This is a genomic window from Marinomonas sp. PE14-40 (genome assembly GCF_051623805.1).
GTDB lineage: Bacteria > Pseudomonadota > Gammaproteobacteria > Pseudomonadales > Marinomonadaceae > Marinomonas.
This window is the reverse complement of the sequence record NZ_CP130700.1, coordinates 2,738,270-2,751,387: the sequence shown is the minus strand read 5'-3', so window position 1 is coordinate 2,751,387 and position 13,118 is coordinate 2,738,270. Positions and strand designations below refer to the sequence as shown.

The 13,118-nt window shown below is 40.5% G+C and carries 11 protein-coding genes; 6 read left to right on the top strand and 5 right to left on the bottom strand.

All coding sequences use genetic code 11. The features are described from left to right. Window positions 1-164: 164 nt before the first annotated feature. Together Q0A08_RS12735 and Q0A08_RS12730 are read left to right on the top strand one after the other, a co-directional pair. Window positions 165-764 carry an LPP20 family lipoprotein gene (locus tag Q0A08_RS12735; protein ID WP_438461927.1) on the top strand — a complete coding sequence of 200 codons (600 nt, stop codon included), beginning with the start codon at window positions 165-167 and terminating at the stop codon, window positions 762-764. Between the two features lie 253 nt (window positions 765-1,017). Then, entirely contained in the window at window positions 1,018-1,956 is a 939-nt protein-coding gene (locus Q0A08_RS12730; protein WP_438461926.1) for a DUF3080 family protein, read from the top strand. Here the strand turns inward: Q0A08_RS12730 and Q0A08_RS12725 are convergent, their stop codons facing one another. Next, window positions 1,957-2,277: a hypothetical protein gene (locus tag Q0A08_RS12725; RefSeq protein WP_438461925.1), complete on the bottom strand. Its 321-nt coding sequence runs from the start codon at window positions 2,275-2,277 to the stop codon at window positions 1,957-1,959. 286 nt (window positions 2,278-2,563) lie between these two features. On the opposite strand from Q0A08_RS12725, the gene Q0A08_RS12720 reads away from it, so the two are divergent. The 4 genes from Q0A08_RS12720 to Q0A08_RS12705 all read left to right on the top strand — a co-directional run bounded on the left by Q0A08_RS12720 (window position 2,564) and on the right by Q0A08_RS12705 (window position 6,868). Next, window positions 2,564-3,628: a diguanylate cyclase gene (locus tag Q0A08_RS12720; RefSeq protein WP_438461924.1), complete on the top strand. Its 1,065-nt coding sequence runs from the start codon at window positions 2,564-2,566 to the stop codon at window positions 3,626-3,628. 101 nt (window positions 3,629-3,729) lie between these two features. After that, window positions 3,730-4,716: a glucokinase gene (gene glk, locus Q0A08_RS12715; protein WP_438461923.1), complete on the top strand. Its 987-nt coding sequence runs from the start codon at window positions 3,730-3,732 to the stop codon at window positions 4,714-4,716. Continuing rightward, window positions 4,709-6,187, top strand: a complete 1,479-nt coding sequence (gene zwf / locus Q0A08_RS12710; protein WP_438461922.1) for a glucose-6-phosphate dehydrogenase — start codon at window positions 4,709-4,711, stop codon at window positions 6,185-6,187. The genes glk and zwf overlap by 8 nt, the downstream gene beginning before the upstream one ends. Window positions 6,188-6,247: 60 nt before the next feature. Next, the gene (locus tag Q0A08_RS12705) at window positions 6,248-6,868 is read left to right on the top strand and encodes a bifunctional 4-hydroxy-2-oxoglutarate aldolase/2-dehydro-3-deoxy-phosphogluconate aldolase (protein ID WP_438461921.1); all 621 of its coding nucleotides are present in this window, start codon (window positions 6,248-6,250) and stop codon (window positions 6,866-6,868) included. A gap of 76 nt (window positions 6,869-6,944) precedes the next feature. On the opposite strand, the gene Q0A08_RS12700 is transcribed toward Q0A08_RS12705, so the two are convergent. From Q0A08_RS12700 to Q0A08_RS12685, 4 genes are all read right to left on the bottom strand, one after another. Continuing rightward, the gene (locus Q0A08_RS12700) at window positions 6,945-8,336 is read right to left on the bottom strand and encodes a PhoH family protein (protein ID WP_438461920.1); all 1,392 of its coding nucleotides are present in this window, start codon (window positions 8,334-8,336) and stop codon (window positions 6,945-6,947) included. 299 nt (window positions 8,337-8,635) lie between these two features. Continuing rightward, window positions 8,636-10,471 carry an RNA polymerase sigma factor RpoD gene (gene rpoD, locus Q0A08_RS12695; RefSeq protein WP_438461919.1) on the bottom strand — a complete coding sequence of 612 codons (1,836 nt, stop codon included), beginning with the start codon at window positions 10,469-10,471 and terminating at the stop codon, window positions 8,636-8,638. 112 nt (window positions 10,472-10,583) lie between these two features. Beyond that, window positions 10,584-12,557: a DNA primase gene (gene dnaG, locus Q0A08_RS12690; protein ID WP_438461918.1), complete on the bottom strand. Its 1,974-nt coding sequence runs from the start codon at window positions 12,555-12,557 to the stop codon at window positions 10,584-10,586. A 78-nt stretch (window positions 12,558-12,635) separates the two neighbouring features. After that, complete coding sequence (locus Q0A08_RS12685; RefSeq protein WP_046016667.1) at window positions 12,636-13,082, bottom strand: GatB/YqeY domain-containing protein; 447 nt, start codon at window positions 13,080-13,082, stop codon at window positions 12,636-12,638. Between the last annotated feature and the right edge of the window lie 36 nt (window positions 13,083-13,118).

Below are 13,118 nucleotides of genomic sequence, written 5' to 3'. Positions count from 1 at the left end.
AAGGTTGAGCTTCTGGTATTAAAAAAGGGAGAGCATTACGCTCTCCCTTTTTTGTTCTTGCCTGATAGCTTTATTACTTTTAATATTCACTAAGACTAAACTAATTATTTGAGCTATAAAATATAAATAAGGTCAGTTCTGACGCTTATTAATAGGGAGATCTTATGAAATATCGCTTACTTGGAACCTTGATGGCTTCCGCATTTCTAGTTGCTTGTGGTTCATCACCTGAAAAGACAGAAACTCAAGCTGTAGCGGCTCCAGTTGCTTCTTGCTTGTTTGCTGATGGTTCTGGTGGCGCAGCCCCTGATTGGGTTTGTGGTGCACCTATGCCTGGTTATGACCTATCTTCTGTAGGTTATAGTGATAAGTCTGGTGCTGGTCCTAACTTCATGAAGCAAATGGCTGCAACAGCTGCGCGTGTTGAGCTGGCTCAAGTGCTGAGTCTAGATATTCAGAATATGATTAAGCAGTATGCTGAAACAACGGGTGCTGGTGATGCTGAAACCGTTGATCGTGTAAATACATCTGTAACAAAACAGATTACAGATCAGACTTTGGTTGGCTCTAAAATTATCCGTCAAATGCCGACACCAACAGGTGGCATCGTTGTATTAGTCGCGTTAGATCCTGCTGGCGTTGAGCAAGTTACTAAAGACTTGTTGAAAACGTCAATGAATAATGATCAAGCTTTATATCAACAGTTTAAGGCTGGCAAAAGCTTTGATGAGTTAGCAGAAGAGATTGCTAAATCACGTAAGTAATAGTGCTGAATATAGAGAGGCGAACCTAAGGGTTCGCTTTTTTTATGCTCAAATTATGCGGTTAGGTTTCTTAGTGATATGAGATTTGAGCGACTAAACTTAATGAGTCTTGGTTATTAATGGTCAGGAAGAGACGTTGAGGCTTTCCTTTATAAGAAAATTAAATCTAAGTTGGTTCTATATTACTTCTAGCTGTTTCGCTCTAGTAGGGTGCCAGGGGTCGACGGATATCTCTGATAGCCTGGGTGCTTATGTGGAAGATTTAAATCGTTACGAACAACTTTCTATGACGACACCAGCTAAAAGGTTTCCTACTTATGCGCTTCCATCCTACAAGCTTAAGCAACAGAGCCTGACTCAATTTGATATTGGCCTCATTGATTTTTTATCTTTACAGCATTGTGGTTTAGGTGTTTTGGTTGGTGAAAAAAATAGTGTTTTAGGCAAGGTTATGCCAAATAGCCAGCAATTATTATATGAAATCAAAGTCATCAAGGCATTAAATGAATGTGATGCTGGTTCAGTCTCTTTGCAAGATAAACTGACTCAGGTGGCAGATATAAAACAGCAAGAGTTGAATAAGGTATATGCAAATGCAGTATTTAACTCGAAAGAAACCGATGTGTTTTATAGTTTCTCTAATGGATATTTACCTCTTTCAGAGAATCGTTCAGGTTTTCAATCTTTACGAATCTCCTTAGATAAGTTAGCTAAATTAGGTGAGATGATAGGTGAAAATCAAACTGCTGTATCGATACTAGAATCTAATATATTGGATGACTTTGAAAGCCACTTTAAAGTCATCCATGATAGTGAGTATGCAGGTAGACTGCTTTTAAGTCTGCTCATATTAACTGATCATTTAACGCTTATAGCAGATAAATTATCAGTATTAGAAACTAATCCAGCATTTTGCCGAGGGCCAATGGTATTTCTAAAGCAGCAGTTTAAAACTCATTATATAGAAGGGATTCAACCTTATATGGCGAGGGTTAACCGTACCGCTTATGACGTATTGGCAAGTTTGTCGAAAATTGAGCGTAATGCTTCATCTTCTAGTACTGATTTAGCTTTGTTTCTGCAGCAATTTTCAATGGAGAAAGAGTCTGAGATATGGGGGTTGTATCAAGTTAGTGCGCAACAACATGCTGCCCAATGGAATCGCTTATTAAGAGGGTGTCATCTGTTTTAACTAAGCATTAGCGATGAGTGTATTAACACTTTCAAGGGCATCATAGGGGGTAGAGTTTGCTTCGATTAGAGGTTCTGATCCTAATGCTTTTAATAGTGCGATATTCGCTTGTGGGTTTGTGTGAATGGTTTGCTTAAAGCTAATGGGGCGATTCACAGCATGGTAGCTATGTTGGTTTAAGCTATCTTCGTCGTTATAGATAGCCGGCCCTGGTTGGGTAAATAAACTCATTAAAAGTGCAAATTGTGCGTTATTAGAGACACTGCTGCCTGCATGTGTTCGCTGGGTAATCTGGCTTTCAACAATATTTATTATATTCATCTAAACACTACTTTTTGTCTTTCCTTTACTATCGAACAAATAACCGAAAGCTTTAACTTTTTGTCATATCTTTATCGCATAAATTGTATTTATTTACTTTAAAGACAAGTATTTGCAGAAAGTAAGTTTATTAATTTTAGGCTAGATATATACTAGGGTAATAAGGGATCTTGTTTTCTGTTGAGACATTTACTAACAAGAATTTGCTAATGAGTCCCACTTGATAAATGATTCAAGGTGATTTTTATAGTGTTTGAAATGGCGTAATTAATTACTGGTAGCCTATATGCATGATATTAACCAACTGATAGAAAATGTAAGAGAAAACGAGCAAATAGCTCGTAAGTTCTTTGAAATAGAACGTTGCATTCTATCGATTGGTCGTTGTGACCAGTTTGTTTCAACTTTAACAAAAGAGGTGCAGAAACAATTTAATGTGCCTTATGTTTGGGTGAACCTGATTAACGAAGCCCCGCTTTCACATCTTATGGAAAGTTTAGAAAAAACCCCTAACTTACGTGATAGGGTAATGTTTTCCCGTCGTAGTCATATGGTTGATGTTATTAAATCATCTGCCAAAACTATCTTAGTAAATGATGATATTAGTAAGTGCCAGGCAATCATTCCTGCCGTCTATCAAGGGGTTGTTCACTCTCTTGCTATTTCTCCCTTAACAATTGATGGTGCGTTGGTCGGACTTTTTTGCCAAGCTGATGCCACGCAAGAGCGCTATGACCCTAAATTAAAAGATACATTCTTACTGGATCAATTGGCAATAAAAATATCTATTTGTCTAAGTAATGTGACAGCGCGTGAAAAACTGGAATATTTAGCGACTAGGGACTCACTGACAGGCTTGTTGAATCGTCGTCAGCTTGAGTTAATGCTGGATAGAGAGTTTCAGAGGGCGAAGCAAGAACAGAGAGATTTAACGGTCGCTTTTTTAGATTGTGATGCGTTTAAGTCTATTAATGATACCTTGGGGCACAACTGTGGTGATGAGGTGCTTGAATATATTGCTAAACGACTTTTAAAGCATGTGCATAAGCAGGGCCTAGCCTTTCGTTTTGCTGGTGATGAGTTTGTTTTCGTATTACCGGGTAAGTCCTTGAATCATGGTTTGCAAATTGCTGAATCTTTGCATGAATATTTACAATCCAACCCATTGCATTATAAATCCAACCTTGTGCCCATTACGATTAGTTATGGTGGTGCGAGCGTAGACTCCGATAGGGTGAGTAGCTATAAACAACTATTGAAATTGGCAGATGAGCGTCTTTATGATTATAAAAATAATCGTAAGCGATCTGTGCCTACTAAAGTCTTTAAGTTCTTAAATCGTTTGAAATAATTGTAATTTTATTACAATAATCTTGTTTGGAATCCACTTTCCGTATGTTTTTTAGTGAAATTATGTAGTAAAATTTCATTAAATTTAGATCGAGTCTAGTTATGTCTTATGCACTTATTGCTGATTTGGGTGGCACAAATGCACGTTTTGCATTGTCTCCAATTGGCAGCACTCAAGTCCAAGAAATTAAAGTGCTACCTTGTGAAGAGTTCGAAACTCTTTTTTTAGCGCTGAATAAGTACCTTTCCCAAGCCAGCATTTCTATTGAATCTATTTCTGCCGTTGTTTTAGCGATTGCTGGGCCTGTGAATCAGCCTTTGATTCGCTTTTCTAATAATGACTGGCAATTTACCCGTGATGATTTAGCTGCTTACTTCGGTATTGATAAAAAACTCGCCTTATTGAATGACTTTGATGCTATTGGTCACTCGTTAGACGTGCTGGAAGAAAAAGATCTGGTTGCGGTTGGTGAGGGTAAGATTGATTCAACTCAGCCTGCTTGGGTTGTTGGGCCCGGTACTGGTTTAGGTGTTGCCTGTGTCATCCCTCAGACTGATATTGGCTATGTGTTACCCGGAGAGGGTGGTCACGTTGATTTAATAAGCTGTACTGAACAGGAAGACTATATTTTATCTTATTTGCGTGAGCGGCATCACAGGGTGTCTGCTGAGCGAGTGTTGTCCGGCATGGGAATGGAAAATATTTATGCGGCTTTGGCTCATAAACAAGGTTTAGATAAACATCTAACTGCGCCAGAAATTGGTCGGGCGTTTAAAGAAAATGAGCCTTTGGCAGTTGCCTGTATGTCACAATTTTTTGTTTACCTAGGACGTGTGATAGGAGATTTAATTTTAAATGTCGAAGCCCGTGGTGGTGTATATATCGCAGGTGGCATAGTACCAAGGTATTTAACTGAATTTATTGAAAGTGGCTTTAGACAGGCGTTAGAAGAAAAGGGGCGTATGCGACACCTAGTTAGTGCTATTCCTACTTTTGTTGTAACGGCGGAGCACCCAGGTTTAATTGGTTGTGCTAAATATGCTTCATATCTAGTAAAAGCGTCAAATAATGGAGAGAGTAATGAGTAATTCCCGTTTAAAAGATTGTGATGTTGTAATTTTCGGTGGAGGTGGTGACCTTGCCATGCGTAAATTATTACCTGCTCTCTACCACTTAGATATGGATGGTCTATTAACCCCTACAACTCGTGTTATTGGCGCTTCACGACGAGATATGACGGCACAAGAGTATCAAGCTAAAGTAAGAGACGCTTTGGATGAGTTTGTGCCTTCTAGCATTGACGATAATGAAACTTGGCCAAGATTTAAAGAACGCTTGAGTTACGTCTCAGTAAACGCACAAGAACCAGCAGATTTCTCTCGCTTTAATGATCATGGTGTGGGTGAAAACAATAAAGACGTTGTATTTTATCTTGCTACTTCTCCTGACCTGTTTGGTCCTATTTCATCTTCTTTGGCCGCTGTAGGCTTAAGTGAAGATCGTATGCGAGTGGTATTAGAAAAGCCGCTTGGACGAGATCTTGTTTCATCTAGAGCAATTAATACGGAAGTGAAATTAAACTTCAATGAAAGCCAAGTTTTCCGTATCGACCATTATTTAGGTAAAGAAACGGTTCAGAATTTACTGGCAATTCGTTTTGGTAATACTTTGTTTGAACCGCTTTGGAATAGCGCACACATAGATAATGTTCAAATTACAGTGTCTGAAACTGTCGGTGTTGAAGGTCGCTGGGGCTATTATGATAAGGCCGGGGCATTGCGTGATATGGTGCAAAACCATCTCGTTCAACTTTTATGTCTTGTTGCTATGGAGCCCCCTGGCAGAATGGATGCAAGCTCTGTACGTGATGAAAAAATTAAGGTGCTTAAAGCATTGCGTCCAATTACAGGCGCTAATGCTTATACCAAAACAGTTCGTGGGCAATATGCTAAAGGTGTGGTCAATGGTAACTCTGTACAGGGCTACTTTGATGAAGAGGGTTCTAGTCCTGATTCTCGTACCGAAACTTTTGTATCTTTAAGAGCTGATATCGATAACTGGCGTTGGGCTGGTGTGCCTTTTTATCTGCGTACAGGTAAGCGTTTAGGTGAGCGTTACTCTGAAATTGTCATTCAATATAAAGCGGTTCCTCATAGTATTTTTAGTGATGAAAGTAATCGCCAAATGCAGCGTAACCAGCTAATTATTCGTCTTCAGCCAGAAGAGAAAATTTCTTTAACAGTGATGAATAAAGTGCCTGGGGCAAGCGAAGGGATGAACCTTCAGCCGGTCGACCTTAACTTGAGTTTGACTGAGGCGTTTCACAATAAGCGTAGTCCAGAAGCTTATGAGCGTTTGTTGCTTGATGTTATGCGTAACGATGCAACCTTATTTATGCGCTACGACGAGGTTGAGGCTGCTTGGAAATGGGTTGATGGCATTATGGAAGCTTGGAGTCAAACAAGTGAGCGACCTAAAGAGTATGCGTCAGGCTCTTGGGGGCCGGCTGCATCTATGGCTCTGCCTATTCGTGATGGCCGTAATTGGCACGATTACTAATCCTTATTGTAAACAACGACTTTTGATTTTTAACAAACAAATTTATAGAGGATAGGAATAATGGTGAGTCAATTAACAGCTAGAGAAGTAATGACTTCTACCCCAGTTGTACCTGTAATTGTGGTTGAGAATGTTGAGCAAGCAATTAATTTAGGTAAAGCGCTCGTTGCCGGTGGTGTGCCGGTATTGGAAGTGACCTTAAGAACTGAAGCTGCGTTGGAAGCTATTTCGGCTTTGAGAGAGCAGGTGCCAGAAGCAATTGTGGGTGCAGGAACAGTGTGTACTCGTGAGCAGTATGTAAAAGCGGTTGAAGCGGGCTCTCAGTTTATTATTAGCCCAGGTATGACGCCAGATTTGCTGGCGGTAGGTAAAGAGTATGACGTGCCTTACCTGCCAGCTGTAGCAACCATTTCAGATATCCTTTTGGGTATGGAATACGGCTATGATCATTTCAAATTCTTTCCAGCCGAAGTGAATGGTGGAGTGAAGGCGCTTAAAGCTTTTGCAGGTCCATTAGCGGATATTAGCTTCTGCCCAACAGGTGGTGTGAGTCCTGCAAACTATAAAGATTATTTGGCTTTGCCAAACGTGTTGTGCGTTGGTGGATCTTGGATAGTACCTAAAGACCTGATAGAAGCGGGTAAGTGGGATGAAATTACGGCTTTGGCTAAGCAGCTTTAGCGTTAGCTTATTTGCTAAAAAAGGGAAGTCATTAACTGGCTTCCCTTTTTTTGTCTTAATTGCTAATGAAGTTTAATTAAAGGTTCTCTTCTGCAAACTCTGCTAAACGACTTCTTTCAATACCGTTTACATGCATAACACTGGCATAGTTAAAGTGCTTACACTTTTCTACTAGGTAAGTTAAGCCTGAGGTAAGAGGGGTAATGTATTTGTTATCAATTTGTGCCAAGTTGCCAAGGACAATAATTCGTGAATTGCTACCAATACGAGTCACAATGGATTTTAGTTGAAATTGAGTTAGGCCTTGAGCTTCATCTACGATAATAAGTGCGTTGTTAAAGGACCTACCGCGCATAAAGTTAAGCGATTTGAACTGTATATTTGCCTTTTGTTTAACATAGTCAATGCTACTGATTGAGTGTTCATCAGCCCCGTGTAAAATTTCTAAATTATCATCGAATGCTGCTAGCCAAGGAGCCATTTTCTCTTCTTCTGTGCCTGGTAGAAACCCTATATCTTCTGCCATTGGAGGGGTAGAGCGAGCCACGATAATTTTATTGAAACGCTTCTCTTCCATGCTAACCTGTAATGCATAAGCAAGTGCAAGCAAAGTTTTTCCTGAACCTGCGGGCCCTGTCATTATCATCAAATCTGAATTCTCATGACGTAATAAGTAAAAGGCCATGGCTTGTTCTAGGTTTCTTGGGTTTATTCCCCAAAAGCTTTGGTGCATTAAGGCCGCACGATTTAAATCAAGTAGGTAGATGTATTGATCATCTAGATTACAAACGAAACCAACAAACTCTGAGTCGTCTGTGATAAACATATTGCTAAAGACTTGCTCTATTGCATCTCTTGGCAGTAGGTGAACAGTATGTCTGCCATGGCTTTCTGTTTTAACTTTATCTATGGTGTCCCAGAATTGCCCTTCGTAATGGACGTACCCTTTGCTGAGTAAGTCCACGTCATCGAGTACTTTGTCTTTTTTGTAGTCTTCGACTCTTTCTAACCCTGAGCCTTTCGCTTTGATGCGCATATTGATGTCTTTAGTAACTAAGCAAACTCTGTCTCTTGGGTTGGTGGCTTGAAGGCTAAGGGCGACATTGATAATGCGGTTGTCGTTAGCGTGGTCATGATTACCATTCAAAAAAGGGATGTTATCGTTTTGTTTGATTTGTTGATCTGGAAAAATGGCTAGACAGCCTGAAAATTTAGCATTGTCGGCAGAGGTGGTTTGTATTGATACACCTGCTTGAAGTTCTTTGGGAGAAGCATCGCCTACGATTTTGTCGATTGTATTGATGGCAAGTCGGGCTTCTCGGCTGACATCTTTGTCGCGCCTGTCTTTGATGATGTCCAGCTCTTCAAGAACTGTCATTGGGATAACGACCTTGTGCTCTGCAAAGGCGTATATAGCAAGTGGATCATGGAGTAGAACGTTAGTGTCTAAGACAAATACTTTTTCCATATGCATGACTCCTGTTGGATCATTATTTAAATATGTTGATCTTGTTAACGCTTCCTTGGGATTAAGTTTTTGTTTCAATTAACACTAGGCTAAATTATTTAGGTGTTCTTAAAAAGTGTTTAGAATATTGATCTTAAAGGCTTATTCACTTTTTAAATAATTAAGTGTTGGTGTTAATCCTGATTTATTATGTTTTAAGTTTAAGACAAATTTGTGACAAATGCCCAGCTTTATTGCTTAAAAATTAGGTATAAAAAAACCGCAGGCAAGCTGCGGTTTTTTTATAACGCTAGAAAAATCTATTCATCTAGGAAGCTGCGCAAATGCTCAGAGCGGCTTGGATGACGAAGTTTTCTAAGGGCTTTTGCTTCAATTTGACGAATACGTTCACGTGTTACATCAAACTGTTTGCCTACTTCTTCAAGCGTATGGTCAGTGTTCATATCTATGCCAAAGCGCATACGTAAAACTTTTGCTTCACGTGCTGTTAGGCCAGACAAAACACTGGTAGTTGCTTCTCTTAAACCTTCGATAGTTGCTGTATCAATTGGTGATTCAGCGCCATCATCTTCTATAAAGTCACCAAGGTGCGAGTCTTCATCATCACCAATTGGAGTTTCCATAGAGATAGGTTCTTTAGCTATCTTAAGGACCTTACGAATTTTGTCTTCAGGCATATCCATACGAACAGCAAGTTCTTCTGGCGTTGCTTCACGACCCATTTCTTGCAGCATTTGGCGAGAAATACGGTTCAGTTTGTTGATTGTTTCAATCATGTGTACTGGAATACGTATTGTTCTTGCTTGGTCTGCAATAGAGCGAGTAATTGCCTGTCTAATCCACCAAGTAGCATAAGTAGAGAACTTATAACCACGACGGTATTCAAACTTATCAACCGCTTTCATTAGGCCAATGTTACCTTCTTGGATAAGGTCCAAGAATTGTAGGCCACGGTTTGTGTATTTTTTCGCGATAGAAATTACAAGACGTAAGTTCGCTTCAACCATTTCTTTCTTGGCGCGACGAGCACGTGTTTCACCAATCGAAATGCGACGGTTGATCTCTTTCAGTTCAACAATGGTTAGACCCGTGTCTTTCGAAATGTTGCGAAGTTTACGCTGACTACGCATAAATTCAGCTTCGTTTTCTTGTAATGCTGCTGCATATCCTGCACCTGAAGCAACTTGATCAGGGAACCACTGGATATTCGTTTCATTGTTTGGGAAACGCTTTAAGAATTCTGTACGAGGCATGCCGGCTTTACGTACACATACCTGCATTATAATGCGCTCTTGTTCACGTACTTTGTCCATACGACTACGCACGCGATCTACTAGATCATCAAAGATTTTAGGTACTAGTTTAATTGGTGCAAAACAAACGCTTAGCTCTTCTTGTTTTTCTTTAACAATGGAGTCTTGGCGTGAATGTGTTTCAAGTAGTACTAGTAACTCTTTGTGATTGCGCTCGATCTCACCGAAACGGCGCGCTGTCTCTTCTGGATCTGGACCGTTATCTGTTTCTTCCTCATCTTCGTTGTCGTCACTCTCTTCAGTCGACTCGTCAAGTTCTTCTTCAGAAACTTCTTCGACTAAAGGTGCGTCTTCGAAAACAGGCTCTTCGCCATCACCGTCAATGAAACCACTAAAGATATCGCTTAAGCGACCTTCTTCTTCTTTAGTTTTTTCATATGCATCAAGAAGTGTTTGTACTGCGCCTGGGTAGTAAGATACCGCAGCCATTACTTCTCGAGTACCTTCTTCAATGCGTTTAGCGATAGCTATTTCGCCAGCACGAGTAAGTAGCTCTACGGTACCCATTTCACGCATATACATGCGAACAGGATCCGTAGTACGAGCAACATCACCTTCAACTGCCGCTAGAGCAGCAGCAGCTTCTTCAGCAGCTGCTTCATCAGTAGAGTCACCTTCTTCCATGAGAAGGTTTTCTTTATCTGGGGCATACTCACCAACCACTATCCCCATGTCGTTAATCATGGCGATGATTTGTTCGACCTGTTCTGGATCTGAAAGGTCATCAGGGAGGTGGTCGTTAACTTCGGCAAAGGTCAAATAACCTTGCTCTTTACCTTTTGCGATCAGCTCTTTGAGGCGTGATTGTTGATTGTCTGACATTAGACGACCTATGTTAGAATGCGTTAGAGAGAATTAGCCGTAAATTTTAGCAAAATCAATGAGATTTATCTAGATTTATAGTGCTTTTGGCAAGGAAAAAGTTAACACTAGCTTACTTGTTCTTGCGAATTTGCTCCATAAGTCTTCTTAATTCTTCACGGCTGTTATTATCCTTTATGGTTTCATTACCCTTACTTTTCAAGCGTGTAATTGCGTTATTTAATCCTAAACTTTCTTCCTTGCTCGCTATCATGTCTTTAACCTCTTGTTTTGCATCAACTAATTTGAATTTAGTGTGAGCGTCTTGATGGTTTAAAAGATGATAAATTTTTTCTGTTTGTTCTGTGTTGTGCCAAGATCCAAGTAAATGTCCTAGGTTTTTGTCTGGATTTTTACAAAAATAGCGCCATACCTTACTAAAAATTTGCGTGTCTAAATCTGGCTGCCTTAGTAAGGGGTCACTTACCTCAATGTCATTTGCTATGTGAGGATGTAGCAAAAGGCATAAAATGGCATGTTCAGTTTGGTTAAGTGCTGCAGCCATAGGAGGAGGGAGCTCCTCTTCATCTTGCCACTTTCCTTTGCCAAACTGTTTTTTATTGAATGGTTTTTTGTTGCTTTTTTTCTTAGGTTGAAAGCCAGGTTCAGCTGGTGCGCCTGAATAGTTATAATGAGAGTCGTCGTGATCATAAGCTAGATGATCGGGCAGAGGGATATCATCATATTCAGCGTACTGAGCGTTGTCATATGATTCTACTTGAGGTACAGGCTCTGAACTTCTTTGGTATTTAGGTTTTTGTGCTGATAACTTACTGGTATCAATGCCTGCTTGTTCTTCTAGTTGTTTGAGTAGTACCGATTTGTATGTGATGTCTGGTAATGCTTGGATTTGAGACATTACGTTTTGGGCAAACTGAGCTTCCCCTTCTTCATCTGCAAGCGTTACTTGATTACGTGCATGTTCAAATAGAACATGTGATAGTGAACTTGAGTCTTCAAGCCTGTCTTCAAAGCCTTCTTTGCCTATCTCTCTTACCAGTGAATCAGGGTCTTCTCCTTCAGGTAAGAACAAGAAGCGAACCTGTTTTCCGTCTTGCATCACAGGTAGGGTGGCTTCTAATCCACGGATAGCGGCTGCACGACCTGCTTTATCCCCGTCAAAGCATAATGTTACTTTGCTAACGAGTTTGAAAAGTTTGCGAATATGGTTGCTGTTTACTGAGGTGCCAAGAGTGGCAACGGCGTTTGTTATACCGTACTGAGCCAGCACGATGACATCCATATAGCCTTCTACAATGAGGATATGATCAAGTTGTTGGGTGTTTTGTTTAGCCTCATATAAGCCATATAATTCTTGGCTTTTTTGAAAAACAGGGGTTTCTGGAGAGTTTAAATATTTGGGTTTTTCATCGCCAAATGCTCGGCCGCCAAAGGCAATAACTCGTCCGCGAGAGTCTCTAATAGGAAACATGATGCGATCACGAAATCTGTCATAATAATGACCTTCCTGATCTTTCTTTTCGATCAGCATGCCCGCTAATAAAAGCTGCTCTTTTTGTTCGATTTTTTTGCCAAGTGACTGTAATAGATTATCCCAGCCTGGGGGGGCAAATCCTAGTCCAAACACTTTGGCTATTTGTCCAGAAAGCCCGCGCTCTTGTGCTAGATATTGGGTGGCTTTTGATTTTTGCTCGTGTTCGATGAGCTGTCTTTGGTAAAATGTTGCACTTTGAGTAAGTTGGTTGAGAAGGTCGGCATTTTGCTCGTATCTATCTGGCGCGCCTTGTTCTCTTGGTACTTCCATGCCTGCGTCTTTGGCAAGCAATTCAATCGCTTCAACAAAATCAAGGTGATCGTTTTCCATTACAAAGGAAATGGCGTTGCCGCCGGCACCACAGCCAAAGCAGTAATAAAATTGTTTAGCTGGATTGACGCTGAAAGAAGGGCTCTTTTCGTTGTGAAAAGGGCAGAGAGCTGTGTAGTTTTGACCTGTTTTTTTCAGGGTGAGGCGAGAGGCGACAATATCTGTAATATCGACTCGAGCGAGTAGCTCATCAATAAACTGATCTGGAATACGTCCTGCCATAAAACAAAGCTCACTCTAGGTTGCTGACCCCAAAGTAGTATAAATTAAACTAGTTTGGGGTGAAGGCTTAAAGGGGGATTATCCTAAGATGGATTTAACTAGTTTACTAGCTTGGCCCATGTCTCCACGACCTTGAACCTGAGGTTTAACGATAGCCATGACGCTACCCATTTCTTGCATTGAGCTAGCGCCTGTTTCGGCAACGGCTTTCTCAATGATATCTTTAATTTCATCTTCTGTAAGTGGTTGCGGTAGAAACTCTTGGATTACGCTGATTTCAGCTGTTTCAACATCGGCAAGATCCTGACGACCACCATCGGTAAACTGCTTAACTGAATCTTTACGCTGCTTAACCATCTTATCAAGAATTGCCAATACTCGTGCATCATCCAACTCAATGCGTTCATCAACTTCAACTTTTTTACATTCAGCTAGCATAGTGCGGATTAAGGTGACGCGGGCTTTTTCTTTAGCGCGCATGGCAACTTTAAGTTGTGCTGAAATTTCTTGTTTAAGTGCTGACATTGTTTGGCTCCATAAAGTGTCAATAAATAAAATGGA

Excerpts from the sequence above, each read along its gene's own strand:
- Q0A08_RS12735 (WP_438461927.1), top strand. The coding sequence starts at position 165 with ATGAAATATCGCTTACTTGGAACCTTGATGGCTTCCGCATTTCTAGTT.
- Q0A08_RS12725 (WP_438461925.1), bottom strand. The coding sequence starts at position 2,277 with ATGAATATAATAAATATTGTTGAAAGCCAGATTACCCAGCGAACACAT.
- Q0A08_RS12720 (WP_438461924.1), top strand. The coding sequence starts at position 2,564 with ATGCATGATATTAACCAACTGATAGAAAATGTAAGAGAAAACGAGCAA.
- glk (WP_438461923.1), top strand. The coding sequence starts at position 3,730 with ATGTCTTATGCACTTATTGCTGATTTGGGTGGCACAAATGCACGTTTT.
- zwf (WP_438461922.1), top strand. The coding sequence starts at position 4,709 with ATGAGTAATTCCCGTTTAAAAGATTGTGATGTTGTAATTTTCGGTGGA.
- Q0A08_RS12705 (WP_438461921.1), top strand. The coding sequence starts at position 6,248 with ATGGTGAGTCAATTAACAGCTAGAGAAGTAATGACTTCTACCCCAGTT.
- Q0A08_RS12700 (WP_438461920.1), bottom strand. The coding sequence starts at position 8,336 with ATGGAAAAAGTATTTGTCTTAGACACTAACGTTCTACTCCATGATCCA.
- rpoD (WP_438461919.1), bottom strand. The coding sequence starts at position 10,471 with ATGTCAGACAATCAACAATCACGCCTCAAAGAGCTGATCGCAAAAGGT.
- dnaG (WP_438461918.1), bottom strand. The coding sequence starts at position 12,557 with ATGGCAGGACGTATTCCAGATCAGTTTATTGATGAGCTACTCGCTCGA.
- Q0A08_RS12685 (WP_046016667.1), bottom strand. The coding sequence starts at position 13,082 with ATGTCAGCACTTAAACAAGAAATTTCAGCACAACTTAAAGTTGCCATG.